This window comes from Holtiella tumoricola, from assembly GCF_027857615.1.
Lineage (GTDB): Bacteria > Bacillota > Clostridia > Lachnospirales > Cellulosilyticaceae > Holtiella > Holtiella tumoricola.
Genome location: NZ_JAQIFT010000057.1, coordinates 69,494 through 94,964 on the forward strand (window position 1 = coordinate 69,494; position 25,471 = coordinate 94,964).

General features: G+C 34.4%; 25 protein-coding genes. 3 read left to right on the top strand and 22 right to left on the bottom strand.

What is annotated here, in order from left to right; translation table 11 throughout:
* Positions 1 to 99: 99 nt before the first annotated feature.
* The 4 genes from mnmA to PBV87_RS15635 form a co-directional block, all read right to left on the bottom strand.
* Entirely contained in the window at positions 100 to 1,206 is a 1,107-nt protein-coding gene (gene mnmA / locus PBV87_RS15620) for a tRNA 2-thiouridine(34) synthase MnmA (RefSeq protein ID WP_271012876.1), read from the bottom strand.
* Complete coding sequence (gene nifU, locus PBV87_RS15625; protein ID WP_053984674.1) at positions 1,175 to 1,633, bottom strand: Fe-S cluster assembly scaffold protein NifU; 459 nt, start codon at positions 1,631 to 1,633, stop codon at positions 1,175 to 1,177. Before nifU ends, mnmA begins: the two co-directional genes overlap by 32 nt.
* Before the next feature lie 64 nt (positions 1,634 to 1,697).
* The gene (gene nifS / locus PBV87_RS15630; protein WP_053984675.1) at positions 1,698 to 2,882 is read right to left on the bottom strand and encodes a cysteine desulfurase NifS; all 1,185 of its coding nucleotides are present in this window, start codon (positions 2,880 to 2,882) and stop codon (positions 1,698 to 1,700) included.
* A 46-nt stretch (positions 2,883 to 2,928) separates the two neighbouring features.
* Positions 2,929 to 3,375 carry an RrF2 family transcriptional regulator gene (locus PBV87_RS15635; RefSeq protein ID WP_053984676.1) on the bottom strand — a complete coding sequence of 149 codons (447 nt, stop codon included), beginning with the start codon at positions 3,373 to 3,375 and terminating at the stop codon, positions 2,929 to 2,931.
* Between the two features lie 189 nt (positions 3,376 to 3,564).
* Between PBV87_RS15635 and PBV87_RS15640 the strand changes: the two genes are divergently transcribed.
* Entirely contained in the window at positions 3,565 to 3,957 is a 393-nt protein-coding gene (locus PBV87_RS15640) for a NusG domain II-containing protein (protein ID WP_271012877.1), read from the top strand.
* Positions 3,958 to 3,968: 11 nt separating this feature from the next.
* Complete coding sequence (locus PBV87_RS15645) at positions 3,969 to 4,490, top strand: Gx transporter family protein (RefSeq protein ID WP_053984678.1); 522 nt, start codon at positions 3,969 to 3,971, stop codon at positions 4,488 to 4,490.
* A 384-nt stretch (positions 4,491 to 4,874) separates the two neighbouring features.
* Here PBV87_RS15645 and PBV87_RS15650 read toward each other — a convergent pair whose 3' ends face one another.
* Positions 4,875 to 6,068 carry a glycoside hydrolase family 3 protein gene (locus PBV87_RS15650; RefSeq protein ID WP_271012878.1) on the bottom strand — a complete coding sequence of 398 codons (1,194 nt, stop codon included), beginning with the start codon at positions 6,066 to 6,068 and terminating at the stop codon, positions 4,875 to 4,877.
* 106 nt (positions 6,069 to 6,174) lie between these two features.
* Between PBV87_RS15650 and PBV87_RS15655 the strand changes: the two genes are divergently transcribed.
* Positions 6,175 to 6,849, top strand: coding sequence for a DUF2225 domain-containing protein (locus PBV87_RS15655; RefSeq protein ID WP_271012879.1), 675 nt, complete (start codon positions 6,175 to 6,177; stop codon positions 6,847 to 6,849).
* A 52-nt stretch (positions 6,850 to 6,901) separates the two neighbouring features.
* On the opposite strand, the gene PBV87_RS15660 is transcribed toward PBV87_RS15655, so the two are convergent.
* The 17 genes from PBV87_RS15660 to PBV87_RS15740 form a co-directional block, all read right to left on the bottom strand.
* On the bottom strand, positions 6,902 to 7,963 hold the full coding sequence (locus PBV87_RS15660; RefSeq protein ID WP_053984681.1) for an ADP-ribosylglycohydrolase family protein: 1,062 nt from the start codon (positions 7,961 to 7,963) through the stop codon (positions 6,902 to 6,904).
* Positions 7,964 to 8,251: 288 nt separating this feature from the next.
* Positions 8,252 to 9,916 carry a biosynthetic-type acetolactate synthase large subunit gene (gene ilvB, locus PBV87_RS15665; RefSeq protein ID WP_271012880.1) on the bottom strand — a complete coding sequence of 555 codons (1,665 nt, stop codon included), beginning with the start codon at positions 9,914 to 9,916 and terminating at the stop codon, positions 8,252 to 8,254.
* A gap of 30 nt (positions 9,917 to 9,946) precedes the next feature.
* Positions 9,947 to 11,608, bottom strand: a complete 1,662-nt coding sequence (gene ilvD / locus PBV87_RS15670; RefSeq protein ID WP_271012881.1) for a dihydroxy-acid dehydratase — start codon at positions 11,606 to 11,608, stop codon at positions 9,947 to 9,949.
* A gap of 105 nt (positions 11,609 to 11,713) precedes the next feature.
* A complete protein-coding gene (gene ilvE, locus PBV87_RS15675; protein WP_271012882.1) occupies positions 11,714 to 12,589 on the bottom strand; it encodes a branched-chain-amino-acid transaminase in 876 nt (291 codons plus the stop codon).
* A gap of 45 nt (positions 12,590 to 12,634) precedes the next feature.
* A complete protein-coding gene (leuB, locus tag PBV87_RS15680; RefSeq protein ID WP_271012883.1) occupies positions 12,635 to 13,711 on the bottom strand; it encodes a 3-isopropylmalate dehydrogenase in 1,077 nt (358 codons plus the stop codon).
* Between the two features lie 10 nt (positions 13,712 to 13,721).
* On the bottom strand, positions 13,722 to 14,213 hold the full coding sequence (leuD, locus tag PBV87_RS15685) for a 3-isopropylmalate dehydratase small subunit (RefSeq protein WP_271012884.1): 492 nt from the start codon (positions 14,211 to 14,213) through the stop codon (positions 13,722 to 13,724).
* Positions 14,214 to 14,215: 2 nt separating this feature from the next.
* Positions 14,216 to 15,484 (bottom strand): 3-isopropylmalate dehydratase large subunit, encoded by a 1,269-nt coding sequence (gene leuC, locus PBV87_RS15690; protein ID WP_271012885.1) that lies wholly within the window; start codon positions 15,482 to 15,484, stop codon positions 14,216 to 14,218.
* A 156-nt stretch (positions 15,485 to 15,640) separates the two neighbouring features.
* Positions 15,641 to 17,167, bottom strand: a complete 1,527-nt coding sequence (locus tag PBV87_RS15695) for a 2-isopropylmalate synthase (protein ID WP_053984688.1) — start codon at positions 17,165 to 17,167, stop codon at positions 15,641 to 15,643.
* Between the two features lie 56 nt (positions 17,168 to 17,223).
* Positions 17,224 to 18,225: a ketol-acid reductoisomerase gene (gene ilvC, locus PBV87_RS15700; protein ID WP_053984689.1), complete on the bottom strand. Its 1,002-nt coding sequence runs from the start codon at positions 18,223 to 18,225 to the stop codon at positions 17,224 to 17,226.
* A 53-nt stretch (positions 18,226 to 18,278) separates the two neighbouring features.
* Entirely contained in the window at positions 18,279 to 18,773 is a 495-nt protein-coding gene (gene ilvN / locus PBV87_RS15705; protein WP_053984690.1) for an acetolactate synthase small subunit, read from the bottom strand.
* 13 nt (positions 18,774 to 18,786) lie between these two features.
* Positions 18,787 to 20,394 (bottom strand): biosynthetic-type acetolactate synthase large subunit, encoded by a 1,608-nt coding sequence (ilvB, locus tag PBV87_RS15710; RefSeq protein WP_271012886.1) that lies wholly within the window; start codon positions 20,392 to 20,394, stop codon positions 18,787 to 18,789.
* A gap of 466 nt (positions 20,395 to 20,860) precedes the next feature.
* The gene (locus tag PBV87_RS15715; RefSeq protein ID WP_271012887.1) at positions 20,861 to 21,862 is read right to left on the bottom strand and encodes a tetratricopeptide repeat protein; all 1,002 of its coding nucleotides are present in this window, start codon (positions 21,860 to 21,862) and stop codon (positions 20,861 to 20,863) included.
* A gap of 124 nt (positions 21,863 to 21,986) precedes the next feature.
* Positions 21,987 to 22,325, bottom strand: a complete 339-nt coding sequence (locus PBV87_RS15720) for a DUF4870 domain-containing protein (protein WP_053984693.1) — start codon at positions 22,323 to 22,325, stop codon at positions 21,987 to 21,989.
* Between the two features lie 315 nt (positions 22,326 to 22,640).
* Entirely contained in the window at positions 22,641 to 23,330 is a 690-nt protein-coding gene (locus tag PBV87_RS15725) for a Bax inhibitor-1/YccA family protein (protein ID WP_271012888.1), read from the bottom strand.
* A gap of 103 nt (positions 23,331 to 23,433) precedes the next feature.
* The gene (locus tag PBV87_RS15730; RefSeq protein WP_271012889.1) at positions 23,434 to 24,513 is read right to left on the bottom strand and encodes an ethanolamine utilization protein EutH; all 1,080 of its coding nucleotides are present in this window, start codon (positions 24,511 to 24,513) and stop codon (positions 23,434 to 23,436) included.
* A 39-nt stretch (positions 24,514 to 24,552) separates the two neighbouring features.
* Positions 24,553 to 25,152 (bottom strand): LysO family transporter, encoded by a 600-nt coding sequence (locus PBV87_RS15735; RefSeq protein WP_053984696.1) that lies wholly within the window; start codon positions 25,150 to 25,152, stop codon positions 24,553 to 24,555.
* A complete protein-coding gene (locus tag PBV87_RS15740; protein WP_053984697.1) occupies positions 25,130 to 25,420 on the bottom strand; it encodes a LysO family transporter in 291 nt (96 codons plus the stop codon). The genes PBV87_RS15735 and PBV87_RS15740 overlap by 23 nt, the downstream gene beginning before the upstream one ends.
* Positions 25,421 to 25,471 lie beyond the last annotated feature (51 nt).

Genomic DNA, 25,471 nt, shown 5'->3' on the forward strand with positions numbered 1-25,471 from the left:
AAAATATTATATCAAAAGAATTAACTATTCTATTAATTTAAATAGCTAAAAAGGGTCGCAATGAGCGACCCCTTTTTATAGAGAATTAAAGTGATATATTTATTTAATAATTGTACCGCCACCAACTACAATATCACCATCATAAATTACAAGAGCTTGTCCTGGTGTGATGGCACGTTGTGGTTCTTTAAATGTACATTTAAGTGTTTCTTCATCTACCATTTCTATTGTACAAGGTTGAGGCGCATGGCTATAACGTATCTTAGCTGCTACTTCTAATGGACCTTCTAACTTTTCAAATGGCATAAAGTTAAGTTTATTTGCGTATACCTCGCAAGTAAATAAATCTTCATTATCTCCAACAACTACGGTGTTGTTAACTGGATCAATTTTAGAAACAAACAGTGGTTTACCATAGGAAATACCAAGACCTTTACGTTGTCCAATAGTATAATGAATAATACCTTTGTGCTCACCTAATACCTTACCATCTTTTGTGATAAACTTACCTTTTTGTTGTTTTTTTCCTGTTTCACGTTCAATATAACCTGCATAGTCATCGTCTGGAACGAAGCAGATTTCTTGGCTATCTGGTTTGGTTGCTACAGCAAGTCCTATTTCTTTAGCTATTGCACGTATTTCATCTTTTGTGTAATCACCTAATGGCATAAGAGTATGCTCTAATTGATGCTGTGTTAAATTGTACAAAGCATAAGTTTGATCTTTTGCCATTGTTTTAGAGAACTTAAGCATAAAACGTCCTGTTTGTTCATCTTGAATAACTCTTGCGTAGTGTCCTGTTGCAATATAGTCTGCACCAATTTGAAGTGCTTTGTGTAACATAGATTCCCATTTAACATAACGGTTACATGCTATACAAGGATTTGGTGTATGCCCTTGTTCGTACTCATCAATAAAATAATCAATTACATGTTTTTTAAAGTCATCTCTAAAATTTATTACGTAGTGTGGAATATCAAGCTTCTGGCATACGCGTCTTGCATCATCTACTGCTGAAAGCCCGCAACATCCCCCGTCATTATCTTCCGGTGCATCTTTTTGCCAAATCTGCATCGTCATCCCAATAACTTCATAACCTTGTTGCTGAAGAAGGTAGGCAGTTACAGAACTGTCTACCCCTCCTGACATCCCAACTACAACTTTCCCCTTGCTATTAGGCATGGCAAGCTTCATCTTCTTCATCATGGCCGTGGTCATGATCATGGTGGTCTGTTTCTTTTGGTTCTTCTAGACCTTCAATTTTAATCCCATTTTTTGTCGCATAATCCCAAAGCGCTGCTTGAAGTGCTTCTTCAGCAAGTACTGAACAGTGTACTTTTACTGGTGGAAGCCCATCTAATGCTTCCATAACTGCTTTATTTGTTACTTTTAATGCTTCTTCAATTGTTTTACCTTTTACAAGTTCTGTAGCCATTGAACTTGTTGCCACAGCTGCACCACAACCAAAAGTTTTGAATTTAACATCTTCAATAATATCATTTTCAATTTTAAGGTATACCTTCATAATATCGCCACATTTAGCGTTACCTACTGTACCTACACCACTTGCATCATCGATCTCACCTACGTTACGTGGATTCATAAAATGATCCATTACTTTTTCACTATACATAATTTCACCTCGTTAGTTATTTTAGTTATTTATTTTATCTCGATCTAGTATTTATAATTTTTTCTTAGTCTTGTTTGTTTTCTTTTAAAAAATCTTCGTATAAAGGAGACATATCTCTCATACGGCCTACAATTGCAGGTAATTTTTCAAGTACAAAATCAATTTCTGCTTCTGTTGTTTTCTCACCTAAAGTCATACGTAATGAACCATGAGCTTTTTCATGTGGTAATCCAAGTGCTAATAATACATGTGATGGATCAAGTGAGCCTGATGTACAAGCTGAGCCACTAGAAGCTGCAACACCATTCATATCTAATAAAAGAAGAAGTGATTCTCCCTCAACAAATTCAAATCCAATGTTTGCATTATTTGCTAAACGTTTTACTGGATCACCATTTAATTTGCTATATGGAATACTTGTTAAAATACCATTAATTAATCTGTCACGTAATCCTTGAATACGTGCAATTTTATTATCAAAATCTGTATATGCAAGTTCTATTGCTTTTGCAAGACCTACAATACCTGGTACATTTTCTGTTCCAGCACGTCTGCCTCTTTCTTGTGCGCCACCATGAATAAGATTAGTTACTTTAAGTCCTCTTCTGATATAAAGAACACCTACACCTTTTGGTCCATAGATTTTGTGCCCTGACATAGAAAGTGCATCAATATTTTGATCTTTTACATCTATTCTCACTTGTCCTACTGCCTGAACAGCATCTGTATGGAAAGCAACACCATGTTCTTTAGCAATTTGACCAATTTCTTTAACTGGCATAATACTTCCAACTTCGTTGTTTGCATACATAATTGTAATAAGAATAGTTGTATCTTTTATAGCTGCTTTAAGTTCTTCAAGATCAATTTGACCATTTTCATTAACATTTAAATAAGTAACTTCATAGCCTTGTTTTTCAAGATATTCACATGTATGAAGAACAGCATGATGTTCGATTTTACTTGTAATGATATGGTTACCTTTTGCTTTATTTGCTTCAGCAATCCCTTTGATTGCCCAGTTATCTGCTTCACTTCCACCTGCTGTGAAGAAAATTTCATTCGGATGAGCACCTAAATGCTTAGCTACTGTTTCTCTTGCATCATCTAATGCTTTTTTATTAATTTGAGCAATTTGATAAACACTTGATGGATTTCCGAAATTTTGTGTGAAGTAAGGCATCATAGCCTCTAATACTTCTGGTTTGACTGGTGTGGTCGCTGCATGATCTAAATAAATTTTATCCATTTTCAACACTCCCAACTTTATAATAAGTAGTTTCTATCTATAATATTTATATATAAAATTTGTTACATGAATTATCACTTATAGATTCATAGTCATCTATAAGTTCCTGTAATGAGATTCCATCTACAACTTCATTAATGCCATCTCTGATTTTTTCCCATACAGGTCTTGTTACACATCTTGTATTTCTTTCGCAATGTTTGCCTCCCTCACAAGTACAATCTGTTGGAGCAAGTGAACCTTCTAAAGTCCTTAGGATCTCTCCTATACTAATCTCTTTAGCTGGTCTTGCCAAGGTATATCCACCTTGGGCACCTCTTACACTTGTGACAAGCTTATTTTTTTTAAGTAAAGCAATAAGCTGTTCTAAATAATTTTCAGATACATCTAAGCGCTCAGCAATGCTTTTTAAAGAAATATGTTTTTCTTTCGCATAAACCCCAATATCAACCATTGCTTGGAGTCCATACCTACCTTTAGTAGATAATTTCATTTTAACGCCTCCAATTCCTAGTTATTTTGTAGGAATTACATTTTCAGCATATCACTCCCTTTTTTATTTGTCAATTATTATTTTTTGTGCTATAGTAGTGTGTTCCAATTTGTCCTTGATAAAACCTAAAGTCTTTGTCTATACTGATAATTGAACAAGCATTATTTTCTAAAGAAAGGTGTTTTTAAGATGAGTAAACATATAAATAAAATCATTATTGCCGCCATTGGCATCCTTATGGTTGTATGTATTATTGCAATTTTTATGATGATGAACTATAAAACTCCAGACCACCAAATAGCTACTATAAAATTGGATGGTGAAGTGATTCGTGAGATAGATTTATCAAAAGTATCTGATCCCGAAACTTTTTCAGTCGAAAATAAACATGGTGGTACTAATACCATTCATGTTGAACATGGTAAAATCAGATTTCTAGAAGCAAGCTGTCCAGATCAGCTTTGTGTACAACAAGGTTATATCTCTAATAGCTTGTTACCTGCAGTCTGCCTTCCTAATGGAGTAGTTATTGAAATTGAAGCAGCTAATGAAGAGTTATTACTCGATGCTATTGTTGAATAAAAGGAGTCTCTATGAATAAAGTTCAAAAGTTAGTCTATTTAAGCTTATTATGTGCCATTGCACTTGTTATCTTTATTATTGAATTACAAATTCCACCTATTGCGCCTATCCCTGGTCTAAAACTTGGCCTGGCTAATATGGTTTCCCTTGCTGTATTAATTCTCTACGGACCAAAAGAAGCCTTAACTGTACTTTTATTACGCATCTTTTTAGGAACAATGATTACAGGGAAAGTCTCTACAATTTTCTTTAGTCTTGCTGGAGGCCTACTTAGCAATATAGGTATGATCTTACTTTATAAATATTGTAGCAAATATATAAGTATCTGGGTCATTAGTGTTGTGGGCTCTATCCTACATATTATTGGTCAACTTGTTATTGCTGTAATAATTACAAATACACCTGGTATTTTCTTCTATGCACCAATTCTTCTTGTGAGTAGTATTGTTGCAGGATACTTCGTAGGATGGGGAGCTCTCTTTATCAGTAAACATTTAAAGAAAATTATGCGGACAGCAAATAAAGATTTTTAATCAAAAAAGGTGTTTCCTGTCGGAAACACCTTTTACATTTTAGGTTATAAAAATATAGTCTAATTTTATATCATTAAGCATATACATAGAATGTATTATATATGTCATATTTATAATTTATATAATTAAATGAGTCCAGCTTTTAGCAGATATATCATAGGATATAAATGTCTGTTCGTGACTTCTACCTTTAAGCGGCATCTTAATGGTAGGGCCTTCTTTTGTTTAAAGCTGGTTTTGTAAAGGCTAGACTCATTATTGTAGAATAAGGAATTTGTTCAAAGGGGATACTATACCATTTTACACTGTATAGTAATAATATATGCGGTCTTCTAAAAAAGGTTCCACTTTATTTAGAAATTTTTTGTTCTTCTTAATACTATATTATTCAAGTACAAGTATTTTTTGTTCTACTTTTTTCAACAAAATTTTATAAACTGATTTATTTATTCTCTCTTCACTTAGTTTTCCCTTTTCATAAGCTTCTTTTAATGCTTCCATAGCCTCATCTAATTGTTCTGGCATCAGAATCATATCTATCCCACTTATAAAACTCATAAGTGCAGCTTGCCCTGATCCTCTATCTTCTATAATAGCGCCCATATTCATAGCGTCGGTAATAAATATAGTATGCTCTTTATCAAAGTTTTGTTCTATATATTTTCCCCATCTCGGTGAAAGTGTAGCTGGAAGTGTATCCATTTCCTCTACAATCAAATGTCCTACCATTACCACATCTACTCCATTCTTTGTAGCTTCTAAAAATGGCTTCATTTCTTCATCTTCTAATTCTTTGATTGTTTTATCAATGTAAGCTAAACCAACATGTGAATCTTCTACTGTATTACCGTGTCCCGGGAAATGTTTTATAACAGGTATTATCTCTTCCTCCTTTAGCCCTTTACTAAACTCTATAACCATAGGTATCACTTCTTCTGCTGTCTTTCCAAAGCTTCTATCTCCAATCACTATATTTTCAGGGTTGTTATAAATATCAGCATCTGGAGCAAAATTCATATTAACACCTATAGAATGTAGTGCTTTCCCCATACGTTTTGCTTCCTCATATGCCACTTGCGTATCTCCAGTTTCGCCAATAGCTTCAGCACTTTTGAATGGTGCATTCACTATAGCTTCATTATTTCCTACTCTGCTTACTCTCCCACCTTCTTCATCAATTCCTATCCATAAGGACGTAGTTGCCTGCTCCTGTAATCCTTGTACAAGCTTACTTGTTTCTTCTATGGTTGTAATATCATCTTTAAAAAGTATAACACCACCTATATCCTTTCCATATTTATTATTTACTGCTACTTGTTGTACCGTCACAAAAAATAGCTGGCCAATCTTTTCCTCTATACTCATTTGATTCATATAGTCTAAGACTTGCTTTTCTTTTATCTCTTCCACTATCTTTGCATCCGAAACGTGAAAATCTGATTGTGGCTCATTTTGTGGTAACACCTGGGAATCAAATTGATTCTCCCCATGTCCAATCTCTAAGTCTATCTTGTTACATCCTACAAATATAAAGCTCATAAGTCCTATCATTATCACCCAACTTAATAACTTTTTCACTTTATCCCCTACTCTTTCTATATAAATTGCAATAGTTACAAAAGATTAATTTTAATGTATAATTACATTAAAATATACTAATATTTACTAGCAAAGAAGGTGCACTATGTCTACAACACTCACACCTTCGGATATTCTCTACGATAAGACTTATGAATGTCCAGTGTGTTATAACAAGTTTACGTCCAAAGCAATCCGCACTGGTAAAAACCAAGCGCTTTCATCTGATATAGATCTTTATGCACGTTACGCTGTTATCAATCCTATTTTATATGATGCAATACTTTGCCCTAATTGTGGATACTGTAGCTTGTCTAAAAATTTTTCTACATTATTACCTACACAAATAAAATGGATAAAAGAACAAGTAACACCTAAATATAAAAAACGTAACTTTGATACATATACTTCTATTAATGATGCAATTATAAAACATCAACTTGCTCTTGTTTCTAGTATTATTAAAAAAGGAAAAATTGGTGAGCAAGCCTATATCTGCCTACATATTGCTTGGTTATACCGAGATTTAAATGCACTTAATCAAGAAAAAATATACTTGAACAAGGCTGTAAATGGCCTAAAACAAGCTCTAGAAACAGAAAATTTTCCACTTTTTAATCTTGATGCATTAACAACTTCTTACATTATTTCGGCTATTTCCTATACATTAGGCGATTACACTAATGCAAAAACCTACTTAAGCGATGTTCTGTATAATAGCAACGGAAAACTAAAGGATCGTGCCCTTAATCTAAAGGAAATGATCTTAGAACATTCGTAATAAAAAGACCTGCACCTATAATACATGCAGGTCTTTTTATTACGTATCTTGACTACCATCCAGGATATCTTTTTTGCCATTCTTCCGTTTCTTCATAGCGTACATAAATATCTTCTGATATTTGTTCAAGTTCCTTGCGTATTTCTAAACTTTCAACAAGCTTATTAGGAATAGCATCTATCCCTAAATAAGTTCCTAGTACTTGCCCTGTAATAGCTGCTACACTATTACTATTACCACTTTGATTAATAGCAAGTTTTACAGCTGATTCAAAATCATTAGGATAGCTTAGTGTACAGTATACAGCCATCGCTAATGCATCATCTGCCATAAAGCCATCTCCAAAGTTTAATAATTTATCTGCATTTGGCTCACTATCTTTGGTAAGCTCTATCGCTTTATTAATCATTTCAAGACACTCTTCATGTCCTTCATACATTTTAAGTTTTGCTATGGCTTGTTCTAAACTCTCTTCTAAACTATATCCTTCTATTAAATAAAAAATCCATGTAGCTAGTATTCCTGCAGATAAGTAAGCTTGAGGATGTCCATGAGTAATAACACCTATTCGACTTGCTACTTCAAAAACATCTTCTTCTACCTCTATAAGGCCTACAGGAGCTATCTTTATAACTGTCCCACATCGTTTGCTATCATTAAGTGGTCTTTCTAAGGTTCCCATTACACCTTTTCCTAAAGACGTAATACAAGTGATACCTGGCTCTTTGTAACCATAAAGCTTCTTACATTTAACAAGCCATCCATCATATGATTTAGAATTCCAATTGGGGGTTGAAAGTCCTTGGGTATAAAGCCATCTTAAATATGCTCTAAACGTAATCATAGCTGTATCTTTAGGTGTTCTAAAAATACCTTTTTGATTGGCTCTAACAATACTTCTCAGTAAACCTTCTGCTGTAAATAGGGTTAGTTGTGTGTCATCTGTAATTGTTGCTTTTGGTCCTTCCATTGTAGCAATTAAATCAGTAATGCCTTGTTCACCATACATCTTCTGAATCTGCTCATACTTCATATTTTTAACAGGTGCACCAAATGCATCCCCAATTGCACCACCTATTAGGCATCCATAAAATTGTTCCTTACATCTTCTCATTCGAAGCACCTCCAGACCAGCATCTTTATAATTTTTCTTAAAGCTTTCATACTCTTCTTATTACTATCTTCCTATTACAGTTATATATAAAGTATTGTACCAAATTTATCTAGGTTTTTCAATGTTGTATATATTTTAATGTATATTCTAACACTTAAGCAAAATATTAACGCTCTTTATCTTATTCAATTTATTTTTACATTACTTAATTTACACTCGCTAATTATTCTTCCCAGAAATCCTAAATATAAAAGTATGGGATTGCAAAATTTATGCAACCCCATACTTTTACTCTAATATTAAATCATTAATAGGTGCACCCGGTGCTACCATAGGTAATACTTTTTCATCCTCACCCACATGACAATTAATTACAACAGGCTTTTTGCTCTCTAAGGCTTCTTTAAATGCTTGCTGGAACTCCTCTTGTGTAAATACATCATACCCCTTCATATAATAAGCTTCTGCTAATTTTACAAAATCAGGGCCTCTATCTAAAGTTGTCTCTGAATATCTTCCTTCATAGAACATGGTTTGCCACTGTCTTACCATACCTAAAACACTATTATTAAGTACTACAATAATAACAGGGATATTATAATACGAAATAGTTGCCAGCTCATTACAATTCATTCTAAAAGAGCCATCTCCAGCAATATGCACAACTTGCTTGGTAGGCATCCCCATTTGAGCTCCAATGCTTGCTCCTGTACCATATCCCATTGTACCTAGTCCACCAGAGGAAATATATGTTCTAGGCATTGTATACTTATAAAACTGTGCAGCCCACATTTGATGCTGACCTACTTCTGTTGTAATAATTGCCTCACCATTTGTTTGTTCATAAATGTCCTCTATAACAAACTCAGGTCTTAATTTATCATCTCGTTGATAATCAAAACGGAACTCTTCTTTCCACCCTCTAACATTTTCTAACCACTCTGTGTGGTCTTGTTGTACAATCATTTCATTAAGATTAGTGAGAATTTCTTTCGCATCTCCAATGATTGATGTATAACATTTAACATTTTTACTAATTTCTGCAGGATCTACATCAATATGAATAATCTTTGCATTTGAAGCAAATGTATTCACACTACTTGTTACCCTATCACTAAATCTAGCTCCCACTGCAATAAGTACATCACATTCAGTAGTTGCCATATTGGAAGCTTTACTACCATGCATACCAATAAGTCCAGTAGATAATCTATGGGTTTCTGGGAAACCACCTATACCCATCAAAGAAGTTGCTACAGGTGCTTGAATCCTTTCTGCAAACTCTAATAATTCTTTATGAGCAGAACTACGAATAATACCGCCTCCACAGTAAATCATAGGTTTGCTACTGTCTCTTATTAGTTTAACTGCTTCATCTAAGTCTTTTTGTCGAATACTACATACTTGTCTAAAAACCTTTTTAGGCATAGATGGCATATACTCACAAGTTATTGCCGTAATATCTTTTGGAATATCAATAAGTACGGGACCCGGTCTACCTGACTGAGCAATGTAAAATGCTTCTCTTATGGTATCCGCCAACTTACATATATCTTTTACAATATAATTATGTTTTGTAATTGGCATAGTTACACCTGTGATGTCCACTTCTTGAAAACTATCTTTTCCAAGAAGTGGTCTACCTACATTCCCTGTAATTGCAACCATAGGCACTGAATCCATATATGCTGTTGCTATTCCTGTTACTAAATTTGTAGCCCCTGGCCCTGATGTAGCTAAACAAACCCCTACTTTTCCTGTTGCTCTTGCGTATCCATCTGCAGCATGAGCTGCCCCTTGCTCATGTGCAGTTAAAATGTGATGGATTTTCTCTCTATATTTATATAATTCATCATAAATGTTGAGTACAGACCCTCCTGGATAACCAAACACAGTGTCTACGCCTTGCTCTAACAAACATTCCATTAATATTTGTGAACCATTAAGCTCCATATTTCCCCTCCTCTTGATTTATCTACTCTCTTACCCCTTAAAGATTGCTCCTGTACTTGCAGATGTTACTTGCTTTGCATAACGTGCCAAATAACCATGTTTTACTTTTGGTTCTGGTTTTACCCATGCATCACGTCTTTTTGTCAGTGTTTTTTCATCTACCAATAAGTCTAATGTACAAGCTTCCATATCAATACTGATTAAGTCACCATTCTCAACAAGACCAATTACTCCACCTTCAGCCGCTTCCGGCGAAACATGCCCAATGCAAGCACCTCTTGTCGCTCCTGAGAAACGTCCATCTGTAATAAGTGCTACATCTTTATCAAGCCCCATACCAGCAAGTACAGCAGTAGGAGATAGCATTTCCCTCATACCCGGTCCACCTTTTGGTCCTTCATAACGAATAACAACTACATCGCCTTTTTTAATTTGCCCACTTGTTATACCTTCTTTGGCTTCCTCTTCACTATTGAATACTTTTGCAGGTCCTGTATGTTTAAGCATTTCATGAGCCACAGCTGAACGTTTAACAACACAAGAATCTGGCGCTAAATTACCACGTAGTACAGCAATACCTCCTGTTTCACTATATGGATTTTCACTTGGACGAATAACTTCTGGATTTTTATTTACTACTTTTTCAAGATTAGTTGCTACACTCTCTCCTGTAACAGTAATAAGTTCCTCATTTAAAAGCCTTTTTTTAGTAAGTTCTTTCATAACAGCAGCAACGCCACCCGCACCATAAAGATCTTCCATATGATTTGGACCAGCTGGCGCTAACTTACAAAGGTTAGGTGTACGACTGCTAATGTCATTCGCCATATCTAAGTTAATTTCAACCCCTGCCTCATGAGCAATAGCTGGAAGATGGAGCATCGTATTTGTACTACATCCAAGTGCCATATCAGCTGTTAATGCATTCTCAAAAGCTTTCTCTGTTAAGATATCACAAATCTTAATATCTTTTTCTACCATTTTCATAATAGCTATCCCTGTTTTTTTAGCTAAACGAATACGTTCTGCATAAACTGCTGGAATACTGCCGTTCCCTGGAAGAGCAATCCCTAGCACCTCTGTCATACAGTTCATACTATTAGCAGTAAACATCCCTGAACAAGATCCACATCCTGGACAAGTATGTTCTTCAAACTCACAAAGCTCTTCTTCTGTAATTTTACCTGAATTATATGCACCGACTGCCTCAAAAATAAGAGATAAACTTACTTTTTTACCTCCTACTGTTCCTGCAAGCATAGGCCCTCCGCTTACTACTGCTGTTGGAAGATTCATTCTTGCTGCTCCCATTAACATCCCTGGTACAATCTTGTCACAGTTAGGTACAAGTACAAGCCCATCAAATCCATGTGCCATTGTCATACACTCAATAGAATCTGCGATTAGTTCACGTGTTACTAATGAATATTTCATCCCTTCATGGCCCATAGCAATACCATCACATACACCAATAGCAGGAATCTCTATTGGTGTTCCCCCTGCCATACGAATACCTGCTTTAACAGCTTCTGTTATACGGTCAAGATGCATATGCCCTGGGACGATTTCACTTTTAGCTGTAACAACCCCTATCAAAGGTTGATTAAGCTCTTCCTCTATATATCCCATTCCTTTAAATAATGAACGGTGTGGTGCACGGTCTATACCTTTTTTAACTACATCGCTTCTCATCTATAAGCCTCCCTCTATTTTATAAGTTTTAATCCTGCTAATTAGATTATGCCAAGGTGGGGTATAGCAATTTTACGCTATACCCCTTTAAATTCTTTATTAATATTAGAAAATTTCTGTTCCATTCTCATTTGCATAAGCTTTAAATGCTGCAAGGATTTCAGTTGTAACCTTTCCTGCTACACCATCACCAATAATACGCTCATCAACACTTGTTACAGGAATAGCTTCTGCTGCTGTTCCTGTTAAGAAACACTCATCTGCACTATATACATTGAATAAAGTAAATTCTTTCTCCTCTACTATATAACCCATCTTTCTTGCTAATTCTATAACTGTGCTTCTTGTAATACCATCTAAGATACCTACATGAATCGGAGGTGTATAAATTACATTATCTTTTACAATGAAGATGTTATCTCCTGTACATTCTGCTACAATTCCATCATGATTGAGCATAAGTGCTTCTGGTACACCTGCACGATTAGCTTCAATTTTAGCTAAAATATTATTAAGATAATTTAAAGATTTTACTTGTGGGTCTACAATGGTAGCCTTATTTCTTCTTTGAACAGCTGTAATAATTGGCATACCTTTTGTATACATTTCATCCGGATAAAGCGTAATAGAACCTGCAATACAAAATACAGTTGCTACCTTACAACTTTTGGGATTAAGTCCAAGATCACCTTTTCCTCTTGTTACAACAAGTCGAACATAACCATCCTTTAAATCATTTTTTCTACATGTTTCAAGTAAAACTTCTGTCATCTCTTTCTTAGTCAAAGGAATTTCTAACATAATTGCTTTTGCTGCATTATAAAGTCTATCAATATGTTCCTCACATCTAAATATACGTCCATTATAAGCACGAATACCTTCAAATACACCATCTCCATAAAGTACGCCATGATCAAATACTGATACGGTAGCTTCTTCCTCTGGTACATATTTTCCATCTAAATATATTATTCTACTCATGTTTCATTCCTCCTTATGCTGATTTTCTATAATTAATTAGTTCAACTAAATAGCATTACAAATTAATTCGCCCATTTCTCTTGTTCCAACTAATTTCATACCTTCATTCATAATATCACTTGTTCTATAACCTTGATCTAGGACACATTCTACTGCTCGTTCTATAGCATACGCCTCCGCATTAAGTCCTAATGAATAACGGAGCATCATCGCCGCAGATAAAATGGTGGCTATAGGATTTGCTTTATTCTGTCCTGCTATATCTGGCGCACTACCATGACTTGGCTCATAAAGCCCCAGACTTCCTTCTCCAAGACTTGCTGAAGCTAACATTCCAATAGAACCTGTTAGCATACTTGCTTCATCAGATAAAATATCACCAAACATATTGTTTGTAATAATAACATCAAACTGCATTGGATTCACTACAAGTTGCATTGCTGCATTATCTACATACATAAAACTATACTCTACTTCTGGAAACTCCTTTGCTACTTCTTCACTAACTTCTCTCCAGAGTTTGGATGTAGCAAGTACATTAGCTTTATCTACGATTACAGCCTTTTTACCACGTTTCATAGCGGCATCAAAACCGACTTTTAAAATACGCTCAATTTCTTCTACATTGTAGTACTCGATATCCTCTGCATACGTTGCTTTCTTATTTTCCATAACTACACGTTCATGCTTGCCAAAATAAATTCCACTAGTCAATTCTCTTACAATCAAAATATCTAAGTTATCCCCTATTACTTCTTCTTTTAAAGGGCTTGCGCATTTCAATTGCTTATATAAAATAGCTGGTCTTAAATTAGCAAATAACTTTAATGTTTCGCGAATTTTAAGAAGACCTTTTTCCGGCCTATCTCCATTAGATGTTGTATCCCATTTTGGTCCACCTACTGCCCCTAAAAGTATAGCATCACTTTTTAAACAGGCCTCTATAGTAGCTTCTGGAAGAGAAGCACCTGCCTCATCTATTCCTATTCCACCAATAAGTTGTTCATTGAATTTAAATTGATGGTTATATTTAATAGCTATTTTTTCTAATACTTTTACTGCTTCACCTACAATTTCTGGCCCAATACCATCTCCAGGTAATGTAACGATTTGATATGTCATAACCTACCCCCTAATTTCTACTTTCCTTTACATAGTTTACAAGCCCATTAGCTGCAATAATACGTTGCATAAACTCAGGGAAAGGTTGTGCCTTATAAGTTATACCTGTTGTCATATTATGAATCTCACCTGTATTAAAATCTACTTCTACCTGATCACCCTCACTAATACCTTTAACAGCTTCAGGACACTCTAAAATAGGTAATCCAATATTAATAGCATTTCTATAAAAAATACGAGCAAAAGTTTTAGCTATAACACAAGAGATACCTGAAGCTTTAATTGCAATGGGTGCATGCTCACGAGAAGAACCACATCCAAAGTTTTTGTCTGCAACAATAATATCTCCATCCTTAACTTTTTTACTAAATGTTAAATCTATGTCTTCCATACAATACTGTGCAAGCTCCTGTGGATTAGAAGTATTTAAGTATCTTGCAGGAATAATAACATCTGTATCAATATTGTCTCCATATCTAAATACTGTACCTACTGCTTTCATTACTATTCCCCCTTTACCTCTTCTGGATTTGCAATCTTACCACTAATAGCAGATGCAGCTGCTACTGCTGGGCTTGCTAAATAAATCTCAGATTCTACATGTCCCATACGTCCTACAAAGTTACGATTGGTTGTAGCCACACATCTTTCACCTTTAGCTAATATCCCCATATGACCACCTAAGCATGGACCACAAGTTGGTGTACTCACTACACAACCTGCTGTAACTAAATCTTCAATAATACCTTCTTTAATAGCTTGCAAGTAAATATTCTGTGTCCCCGGAATAATAATTGCACGTACACCGCGTGCCACTTTTTTCCCTTTCATAACCTCTCTTGCCATACGAAGGTCTTCCATACGCCCATTAGTGCATGACCCTATGACAACTTGATCAATAGCAATATTGCCTACTTCATCTATTGTTTTTGTGTTCTCAGGTAAATGAGGAAAAGCTATAGTTGGTCTAATGTTACTAAGGTCAATTTCTATCACTTGATCATAGTGGGCATCTTCATCCGCTTTATATACTGTATATGGTTTCTTAGATCTTTCTTTGATATAGTCAAGTGTGATTTCATCGACTTCAAAGATTCCATTTTTTGCTCCTGCTTCTATAGCCATATTTGCCATAGCAAGTCTAGAGTCCATAGATAAGTATTTAAGCCCTTCCCCTACAAATTCCATAGATTTATACAGTGCTCCATCTACACCAATCATTCCTATAATATGTAGAATAATATCTTTGCCTGATACAAACTTTGTAGGCTCACCTGATAACACAAACTTAATCGCTGATGGTACTTTAAACCATGCTTTACCTGTTGCCATACCTGCTGCCATATCTGTACTTCCAATCCCTGTTGAAAAAGCGCCTAATGCACCATAAGTACATGTATGAGAATCTGCCCCAATAACCACATCTCCTGCTACTACGAGCCCCTTTTCTGGAAGCAGTGCATGCTCAATCCCCATTTCTCCAACTTCAAAATAATTTTCTACGCCTTTAGCATAAGCGAATTGTCTTACACATTTGCATTGCTCTGCAGCTTTTATATCTTTATTGGGTGTAAAATGATCTGGTACAATAGCTACTTTTGCTTTATCAAAAATCTGTTCTATGCCTATTTTTTCAAACTCATTGATTGCTACAGGCGTTGTAATATCATTACCAAGAACGAGGTCAAGATCAGCCTCTATTAATTGTCCTGCTACTACTTGGCTAAGTCCTGCATGTGCTGCTAAAATTTTTTGTGTCATGGTCATTCCCATACGATTTCCTCCTTTTTAATAATTTCTGCCGATATAATCCCTTACACCGTTCTTACTTCTCTATGTTTATTACAATGGATATATTTTCCACTATCTCATAATGGTTTAAAGTGCAGGGCCTATCATAGTAGTCCCTGCACTTTGGAGTTTACCTCTTTATTTCATACTTTCTAAATCATAAAGCATACTATTAATGGCTGATATATAAGCTAAAATACTTGCTTCTACAATATCCATACTTACGCCATGTCCATTATATGTTTTACTCTTACATTTGATTTTAAGAGTTACCTCGCCCTGTGCATCTGCACCACCTGTTACTGAATTAATAACAAAGTCTTCTAATGTAAACTTCTTACCTACCATCTTATCTATCGCTTTAAATGAGGCATCAATTGGTCCATCATATGAAGACATTACATCTTCTAAAATAGCACCCGTTTTACAATATAAACGTACAGATGAGGTAGCTGTAATTGTATTTCCTGAATTTACAACGAAACGATCTAGGTTATAAGTTTGTGGAATAACAATAGTTTTACGACGCACTAAAGCTTCTACGTCTTTATTGGTTACAACTTTCTTCTTATCTGCTAAAACTTTGAACTGTTCAAAAGCTTTATTAAGTGCATCTTCTTCTAATGTATATCCCATTGTTTTTATACGATCCACAAAAGCGTGACGTCCTGAATGCTTACCAAGTACCATCTTATTCTCTGTAAGCCCTATAGACTCTGGTGTCATAATTTCGTAAGTTTCTTTATTAGCAAGTACACCATGTTGATGTATACCTGATTCATGTGCAAAAGCATTTTCTCCTACAATTGCTTTATTAGGTTGTACCTTTACACCTGTAATACTACTCAATAATTTACTTGTTCTATAAATTTCTTTTGTATTAATATTAGTACCTAAATTATAAAGATCTCTTCTAACACCAAGATTCATAACAATTTCTTCTAATGCAGCATTTCCCGCACGCTCTCCAATACCATTAATAGTACATTCAATTTGAGTTGCACCTGCTTTAATCGCCGCTAGAGAGTTTGCTACCGCTAAGCCTAAGTCATTATGACAATGTACTGAAATATCCACTTTATCAATACTTGGGACATTTTCACGAATTCCCTTGATTAAAGTGAAAAATTCCTCTGGACTTGTGTACCCTACTGTATCAGGAACATTAACAACGGTTGCTCCTGCTTGTATAACAGCCTCGATAATTTGATATAAAAATACTGGATTACTTCTAGATGCATCTTCTGCAGAAAATTCTATATCTCCACAGTATTTCTTTGCATATTTCACCATCTCTACTGCTGTTTCAAGTACTTGTTCAGGCGTTTTTTGCAACTTATACTGCATATGAATATCAGAGGTTGCAATAAATGTATGTATTCTTGGATATGCTGCCTCTTTAACCGCTTCAGCAGCTGCATCAATATCTTTTGTGAGGGCTCTTGCAAGACTCGCTACTCTTGTATTTTTAACAGCCTTTGCAATTTGGTTTACAGATTGAAAATCACCAGGTGATGCAATAGCAAAACCTGCTTCAATAATATCTACACCTAGGCGTTCTAGTTGCAAAGCCATCTCCAGTTTCTCGCTTAGGTTCATACTACACCCTGGTGATTGTTCGCCGTCTCTAAGTGTGGTGTCAAAAATTTTGATAGTGTTTGCCATATAAAAGCCCTCCTTTTTTCTTATTTTATTTATACTTCTATTTGTGGCTATAGTTTTTATTTATCGTCTTCTTTAATCCAGCTCATCATTTTTCTAAGTTCTTTACCTACTGTTTCTACTTGGTGCTCTGCTTCAATACGACGAATTGAACGGAAGTAAGGACGATTTGCTTGATTTTCTAAAATCCAGTTTTTAGCGAATGTACCATCTTGAATTTCTGTAAGTACTTTTTTCATTTCTTTTTTAGTTTCTTCTGTAATGATACGTGGACCTACTGTATAGTCTCCGTATTCTGCTGTATCAGAGATAGAGTATCTCATATATTCAAATCCACCTTGATTAATAAGGTCTACGATTAATTTCATTTCATGTACACATTCAAAATATGCACTTTCTGGTTGATATCCAGCTTCGACTAATGTTTCAAAACCAGCTTTCATAAGAGCGGTTACACCACCACAAAGTACTGCTTGCTCACCAAAAAGGTCTGTTTCTGTTTCTTCTTTGAATGTTGTTTCCAAAATACCAGCACGTGCACCACCAATACCTTCTGCATAAGCAAGTGCCATATCTTTTGCACTTCCTGTAGCATCTTGATATACAGCGATAAGACATGGAACACCACGACCTTCTTGATATTGGCTTCTTACTGTATGCCCTGGTCCTTTTGGTGCAATCATTACAACGTTTACATTACTTGGTGGTACAATTTGACCATAGTGAATATTGAAACCATGAGCGAATGCAAGTGTCTTACCTTCTGTAAGGCCTTCTTTAATACTATCTATATAGAGTTTTGCTTGTTTTTCATCATTAATTAAAATCATAATAAAATCAGCAGCTTGCGCGGCATCAGCAGCTGTCATAACTGTCAGACCAGCTTTTTCAGCTTTAGTCCAAGATGGGCTACCTTCATAAAGACCAACAATAACATCTACTCCAGATTCATGTAAGTTAAGTGCATGTGCATGCCCTTGACTCCCATAACCAATAATTGCTACCTTTTTACCTTTTAATAAATTTAAATCACAATCCTTTTGATAATATAACTTTGCCATAATAAATCCTCCCTAATATATGTTTATTTTAATAAGGCTTCTTCTAGGAAGTCTTAGTTTTTCAATTCTTTTTCTCCACGTTGTAGTGCCGTTAAACCCGTACGTATAACTTCCCTAATCCCATAAGGTTGAAGCATCTCTGTCAAAGCTTGAATCTTACTTTGATCTCCAGTTGCTTCTAATATAAGTACCTCTTTTGAGACATCTACAATATGCGCTCTAAAAATATTAGCAATTTCTATAATTTCAGCTCGATTACTTTGATTCGCACATACCTTAATAAGTGCTAACTCACGATAAACAGCATCTTGCTCTTTTAACTCTACAATTTTGATGACTTCTACTAATTTGTTAAGTTGCTTTTTAATTTGTTCTTGCATTTGCCTATCAGCTTTAGTAACAATAGTCATACGAGAGATTGAAGGATTTTCTGTTTCACCTACCGATAAACTATCAATATTATATCCTCGTCTACTAAATAGCCCTGATATGCGACTAAGTACCCCTGAATGGTTCTCAACAAGTATAGATATAACATGTTTTTCCATTTCATCTCCTCCTCTACAGTGTGCTTTCTTTATCATTTACAATGAATTCAAAGAAATAAGGTTCATTACTATTCACTGCTTCTTTTAAAGCCTCTTCTACCTGCTTTGGGTCAGAGATTGTTACAGCCTTAATCCCATAAGCTCTTACAATAGCTGCAAAATCTGGATTTTTTGGAAGTCCTACACCGTATTCTTTAAGCTCTGTTCTTCTTTGAATCTCTCTTACCATCCCAAGACCACTATTGTTAAATAAAATCATAATAGGACTTACTTGCTCTTGTATAAGTGTACCCAGTTCAAAGAAACTCATTTGGAAACTACCATCTCCAAAAACACTTACTACTTTCTTATGTTTATTGCCTATACAAGCTCCAATACATGCTGGCAAAGAATATCCCATAGTACCAAATCCACCAGAGCAAATCATTTGCCTATTGCCCTTCATTTCCATATTACGCATAGTCCAAAATTGATTCTGGCCTACATCTGCCGTAATAATGGCATCATCATCTAATAAATTAGATAATATCTTTATTACCTTTTTAGGGTTGATAAAAGTTTCATGATCTATTTCTTCTTTTAACTGCTTCCTATCTAAAATTGTCTTTGTCCAATTAACCGTATCTAGGGGTGTTACCATTTCATTCATTACGTTAAGTATTTCTTTTGCATCTCCTACAACAGGAATATTGGCAGCTGTAATTTTGCCTATTTCTGCTGGATCTACATCTATATGAATAATACTTGCATTATCATCTAAAATCCCTACATTTGCTACTGCACGATCTGCAATACGTGCCCCTACGAAAAGTATAGTATCTGCATTTTTAAGTGCCCAATTGGCATGGGCATATCCATGACTTCCTATCATTCCAAGATTAAACTCTGAATTTGTATCTAATGCGCCCGTTCCCATTAATGTATGTACAACTGGTATATTTGACTTTCTTACCAATTCTCGTATCTCGTCTTTTGCATGAGCAAGGATGACACCACCTCCTACGCATATAAGTGGCTTCTTACTATGCTGCAAAAGCTTAATAGCTCTTTTTATCTGTCCTACATGGCCTTTTACTGTAGGTTTGTATCCTCTAATTTCTACCTTTTTAGGATAATTAAAGTCTATTTGATAATCTTGAAAATCCATTGGTATATCAATAAGAACAGGACCGGGCCTTCCTGTTCTTGCTATATAAAACGCTTCCTTTACAATACGAGGGAAGTCTTTAGGATTTTGTAGCAGATAACTATGTTTAATAAACGGTTCCGTACACCCTGTAATATCTACCTCTTGGAATACATCTCTACCAATAAGTGTTGACTTTACTTGACCTGTAAAGATAACCATTGGAATAGAATCCATATAAGCTGTCGCAATACCTGTTACAAGGTTGGTTGCACCTGGACCTGATGTAGCCATGCAAACACCTACTTTACCAGTTGTCCTTGCATACCCACTTGCCGAGTGAACCGCTGCTTGTTCTTGACGCACCAATACATGGTGTATACTGGAAGCTCGTAATGATTCATACAGAGATAAGACGGCTGCACCAGGATACCCGAATACGGTATCAACATTCTCTTCAACTAAACATCTTACTAATACATCTGATAATTTCATTTTCGAACCTCCTCATTTTGAAATAATAAACAAAAATCTCATCCTACAAAGGACGAGACAAAAGTCTTTGGTTGCATTTATCTGACAATTTAATTATAAGTATTGTATCAATTGTCTTTAATAGTGTCAATATTTTACTTGTATATAATTTTTATTTTTGCTTATTTTAGTTAGATATTACAAAGCTCAATCTATTGAGTATATTTTCTTATCCATTTAATTAATTTACATAATTAATTTCCAAAATATTTATATTTTATTTGTAATATGACTTAGATTAGCACTATTAATTTCATATCTATGTCTATTCTTCTGATTTTTTCTTTATTCTTTCCTATTTAATGTACCACCACTCCCCCTAGTCCTTTCTTTTCTCACTAACAACTTTACATAATTCAAAAAATAATTTTAAAAAAGAAGCGTAGTGAGGAATTTTTCCATTCCAAACTACGCTTCATATTAATTACTATTTTTGTGTAATACGTTTATAAATTTGTGCTACTACTGGATTTTCTTTTTCTTTTTTATACGCATCTGTAATTGCCTCTTCTGCTTTTGCTTGATTCCCTTGTATAAAATACACATAGGCACGCTCTGCTGCTACATGATAATCTTTTGGTCTACGTTCTAAGTAGTAATCAAGATAAGGAAGTGCTTCCTCATAATTTTGTTTTAACCCATTTATAAGCCCCATACAATAATGTGCTAAATCATTACTTTCATCTAGTACAATTACCTTTTTATACAGTTCTAAAGCTTCATCATACATTTTGAGACTTAGTAAAATACTTGCTTTACATTCATATCCCAAAGTTTCTTCTGGTTCTTCTTGGATAGCCTTATTAAAACAGCGAATCGCTTTTGCATAAGCATCTTTTGCTAAAAATTCATCTGCCTTATGGAAGTAGCGTTCATAGTCCATATTAATAGAAAGAACACCATTTAACTCTTTTTCTGTAAGTACTAAATTCATATGATCTCCAGCATAATTATGAATATAGCTTAAAAGCTCTGCACGTTTAGCTTCATCCATATGATATGCAATTGGTGCTTCTAATCCTTCTACTACATAACTTCTTTCTTCTACTGGCAATAAGAGTACCCCTTGATTTGGTGCAACTATACTATATGTTCTTTCAAAACGTTCACTATCTAATGTAAGTTCTGTAAGAGCGTGTCCATGTACTGTAGCATCTTTATACCATCCAATAACACATGTCTCCCCATTACGATTTGGAGCTAACCATACAACAAGTACATTTTGTACTTTGTCATCTACAACTTCAATATTATCTTTATTTATTCCCTGAATTTTTTCTAATTGAATCGTTTCAAGTCCTTCCCCATAACCATAGTAATACCCATTTACATTCTGAAAATTATAACCACAAAGAGGAACCGCTTTCTCTTCATCCCCTTCTCCTACATAATACTTCATCCAGTCTGTTGTCACGAATAATATCTTCATTGTCTAATCTCCTATTAAAATCTTAAATCTCATAACAATAGCTTATCATATTCTAAAAAAAATGTCTAAATAAATACAAAAGAGGAGCGTTCATATCCCTCTCCTCTTTAATACTTTATCTTCTTTATTTAATAATCTCAAACTGACCTATTATAGGTAGTTCTTTTGCCTGGCCTTGAAGTGCATTCACTAAGCCCATTATAAATCCTGCTAAAACCAGTACCCAGGCTGAAAATGAGAAAATCCCCCCAATAAATGGGATAATACTAAGTATACCGCTTGCAATAGATACAATAATAGATGCGATAAAAAATACTAGGCCTTGATTAGCATGGAACTTTGCATATTCAGATTCTTTTGCAGCTAATAGGGGTACTATGAATAAAATCCCCACATATGATAGTGCAGCCATCCCCTTATTACTCTCTATATCTTGTGGATCAAAAACCTTTTGTGTTGACATCTTAATCTCCCTTCATCCTATATTCTTTCCTATTATAGGATAACTTTTCTGATAAATCAAATATTTATTCACCCCTTCAAACTTAATTATAAAAAAATGACTGTTGTAAAGCGATTAATCACTTTACAACAGCCTATATTATTTCTTCTTAGGTTGAATTTCTTCAGCTACTTCTAAGTTAGTATTTTTATTTGCTTTTTTAGCCTTTGTACTTACTTTATCTTTGTTATTTTTGTTTTTAGCCATCTTTAAAACTCCTTTAACATAGATTTAAACATTATCATTATTTCCAATGTAAAGGAATTTTATACATGATTAATTTCTTTTCCCCATCATTCTTACAAGATAAATAAATATGTTAATAAAATCCAAGTATAATTCAAGAGCAAAATATATCGCAACCTTCTCCATCATTTCTGATTGTTGTTCTACTGCTCCAAATGTATTTTTCATCTTTTGAGTATCATAAATAGTAAGTCCTAAAAATACAATCACACCAAATAGACCTATTAATAAATCATATCCAGATAAATTAATAAAAAATCCCACTACACCTATTCCTAAAAGAATAAACAAGCCCATAAAGCATAAATTTCCTATAGAAGAGAAATCTTTCTCCGTAGTAAATCCAATAATTGATAAACAGGCAAATAATATAGCTGCAAAAGCAAATGCTATAAAAACAGATGTGATATCAAACATAAAAAAGATTACTGAAAAAGTTATTCCTGTTAAGATTGAATATCCTATAAATACCATACGTGCAGTTGATGTTTGCATCTTATAAATTCTACTACTTAAGAAAATTACAAGGGCAATTTTTGCTATAATCATTGCAAAAGGTAACCATGAAAAGCTATAAACTACCCATATTAAATCTGTTGCAATCATTACATATGATGTAAGCGCTGTACATAGTAGCCCTACAAACATCCATAAATATGCTTTATTAATATAATTGTAACTTGATGATTGTCTTATTGATGAATACTGGTTATTTTCCATTATTAATCCTCTCCTCCATAAGCTATTATAATCATTGATTTTAATCCTTCTCTAAGGTTTATCCATTACTCTTGATAATTATACAAAAATAGTCTTAAATTTATCAATCTTTAATTTTATTATATAGCCTTACAGCAATAATTACACTTAAAATACCTGCAATTATTTTAGACGTTAAAAAAGGTATAATCATACGTTCTTCCATTGCACTTACAAAAGCCAACTGCCCCCCTAGCATAAACCCGCCACTTATTCCAAATGCACTTGCAACAACCTTTCCCTTTTTATCCATCTCTTCTAAATCACCAAATGTTAATAGATTACTTGCTAATGCACCTATCATTCCTACAATGGTTATATCATTAACTTGTAGCCTATTGGCTAATGGTTTGGTTACTGACTGCAACCCTTTTTGCAAGCAATAAAGCATTGGATATGCCCCTGCTAAGAATAATCCAATCCTTACTACGACTTCCGCTGCTTCTTGCAATGGCGGCATAGCAGCTGGCAAAAAGTCTATACCTAGTACAACAGATGTTCCTACTGCAATAAGTCCTAGTACACTTATCGTAGTAATCAACTTACTAAATGCAGTAAAGAATTTCACAACTGCATTTGTATATTTAATTGTGCAATATCCTAATATAATACTTAGTAAAAATAATGGAATACTATTAATAATAAGAGTAACTAAAGGTACACCTTGTACCAGTCCTCCTACAAAGTTTCCGATAGGTATAACAATAATTGCTACAACCAATCCTTTTAAAAAATAGGGCAAATCCTCTTTCTTAATCATACCTAAAGCAACTGGAATAGAAAAACTTAAAGTTGCTCCTAAATTAGATGCTAATATAATTCCGGAAAAGCTTGCCATTTCTGATGTATAGGCCAGTTGCCTTCCTAACTGTAATCCTCCCATATCTACTGCTAAAAATGTAGTTGGTATAATAGAAGGATCTATCTTAAACAAATGGGCAATAGGTTCTAATACAACAATAAGCCCCTGTGCTAGAATCGGTGCTAGCATATAAATCCCTATCATATTTAAGCTTAATGCACCTACTGCTTCTAATCCTTTCTTGAATTGGCTTCCTAGCCCAAATCGATTACCTATTAAATAATCCATACCTCCTAGTACAAGAAATCCTGCAATAATAAGAAATAATATTTTTGTTACCATAAACTAAACCTTTCCTTCTCATATAATGTAAGCAATCTACTATAGGACACTATAGAAGAAGTTAGTTAATATAGGTACCATCATTGAACAAATAACCCCATTAATAACTGCCATAACGACAACTTCTTCACTTGTATACTTGATTAAAACTGGCAAAGTCGTATCTTCACTTGTAGCTGCTGCTGGTGCAATAGCTGTATAAGGATTACAGTATTTTGCTACAATAGGTATTATCATAAAAGATAAAATTTCTCTAAATAAATTTGCCAAAAATGCTATTGTCCCTACATCTGCACCTGCTAAGTCTGTTAATAATACACCTGATAACGAATACCATCCAAGCCCTGATGTAATGGCTACGCTTGTATTAAGTGGCATATCCATAAGTTTACTACATACCACACCACCTAATATAGACCCTAATATGATTCCTACTGGAATAAGTAATATTTTTATATGGTGTTCTTTAATCTTACTGAAAACTTGTTTATTTGCTCCTACACTAATTCCTACTGAGAACATTAAAATAACTAATGTAATATCTGAAAGACTACTAAAAAATTCAACTTGTTCATTTCCCAAACCTACAGTTGCATAAAGCACACCTAAAACCAAACTAATCATTATTGCTTTGATCATCTTTTTTCTCCTTCATAAATAACCTGGTCAATATATATACAACAATAACTGATAGGATAATTGGTATAACTGCAAAAAGTAAGCCTTGTAATCCCATCCCTAACAATTTATCCATTAAAGTTTCATTACTCCCGAGTGTAACACCCATGCAAAAAATGAGTATTACAATACTTATAACCTGAACTTTACTATTATGTACTTGCCATTTTTCAGGAAAGATGTAAGCTCCCAATGCTACACCTAAACACATTATTAATAAAATAATCATATCATTTACTCCTTATTTCTAAACTTAAAATGCCATTTATCCAAATAAAAA

Bases quoted from the DNA above. Each gene is read 5' to 3' on its own strand.
- ilvC (WP_053984689.1), bottom strand. From the start codon at position 18,225: ATGGCAAAGTTATATTATCAAAAGGATTGTGATTTAAATTTATTAAAA.
- PBV87_RS15715 (WP_271012887.1), bottom strand. From the start codon at position 21,862: ATGAAGATATTATTCGTGACAACAGACTGGATGAAGTATTATGTAGGA.
- ilvD (WP_271012881.1), bottom strand. From the start codon at position 11,608: ATGAGAAGCGATGTAGTTAAAAAAGGTATAGACCGTGCACCACACCGT.
- PBV87_RS15640 (WP_271012877.1), top strand. From the start codon at position 3,565: ATGAGTAAACATATAAATAAAATCATTATTGCCGCCATTGGCATCCTT.
- ilvN (WP_053984690.1), bottom strand. From the start codon at position 18,773: ATGGAAAAACATGTTATATCTATACTTGTTGAGAACCATTCAGGGGTA.
- nifS (WP_053984675.1), bottom strand. From the start codon at position 2,882: ATGGATAAAATTTATTTAGATCATGCAGCGACCACACCAGTCAAACCA.
- leuB (WP_271012883.1), bottom strand. From the start codon at position 13,711: ATGACATATCAAATCGTTACATTACCTGGAGATGGTATTGGGCCAGAA.
- ilvB (WP_271012880.1), bottom strand. From the start codon at position 9,916: ATGGAGCTTAATGGTTCACAAATATTAATGGAATGTTTGTTAGAGCAA.
- PBV87_RS15740 (WP_053984697.1), bottom strand. From the start codon at position 25,420: ATGATTATTTTATTAATAATGTGTTTAGGTGTAGCATTGGGAGCTTAC.
- PBV87_RS15645 (WP_053984678.1), top strand. From the start codon at position 3,969: ATGAATAAAGTTCAAAAGTTAGTCTATTTAAGCTTATTATGTGCCATT.
- PBV87_RS15720 (WP_053984693.1), bottom strand. From the start codon at position 22,325: ATGTCAACACAAAAGGTTTTTGATCCACAAGATATAGAGAGTAATAAG.
- PBV87_RS15735 (WP_053984696.1), bottom strand. From the start codon at position 25,152: ATGATCAAAGCAATAATGATTAGTTTGGTTTTAGGTGTGCTTTATGCA.
- ilvB (WP_271012886.1), bottom strand. From the start codon at position 20,394: ATGAAATTATCAGATGTATTAGTAAGATGTTTAGTTGAAGAGAATGTT.
- PBV87_RS15635 (WP_053984676.1), bottom strand. From the start codon at position 3,375: ATGAAATTATCTACTAAAGGTAGGTATGGACTCCAAGCAATGGTTGAT.
- leuC (WP_271012885.1), bottom strand. From the start codon at position 15,484: ATGGGAATGACCATGACACAAAAAATTTTAGCAGCACATGCAGGACTT.
- mnmA (WP_271012876.1), bottom strand. From the start codon at position 1,206: ATGATGAAGAAGATGAAGCTTGCCATGCCTAATAGCAAGGGGAAAGTT.
- PBV87_RS15725 (WP_271012888.1), bottom strand. From the start codon at position 23,330: ATGGAAAATAACCAGTATTCATCAATAAGACAATCATCAAGTTACAAT.
- PBV87_RS15730 (WP_271012889.1), bottom strand. From the start codon at position 24,513: ATGGTAACAAAAATATTATTTCTTATTATTGCAGGATTTCTTGTACTA.
- PBV87_RS15655 (WP_271012879.1), top strand. From the start codon at position 6,175: ATGTCTACAACACTCACACCTTCGGATATTCTCTACGATAAGACTTAT.
- PBV87_RS15695 (WP_053984688.1), bottom strand. From the start codon at position 17,167: ATGGCAAACACTATCAAAATTTTTGACACCACACTTAGAGACGGCGAA.
- ilvE (WP_271012882.1), bottom strand. From the start codon at position 12,589: ATGAGTAGAATAATATATTTAGATGGAAAATATGTACCAGAGGAAGAA.
- leuD (WP_271012884.1), bottom strand. From the start codon at position 14,213: ATGAAAGCAGTAGGTACAGTATTTAGATATGGAGACAATATTGATACA.
- nifU (WP_053984674.1), bottom strand. From the start codon at position 1,633: ATGTATAGTGAAAAAGTAATGGATCATTTTATGAATCCACGTAACGTA.
- PBV87_RS15660 (WP_053984681.1), bottom strand. From the start codon at position 7,963: ATGAGAAGATGTAAGGAACAATTTTATGGATGCCTAATAGGTGGTGCA.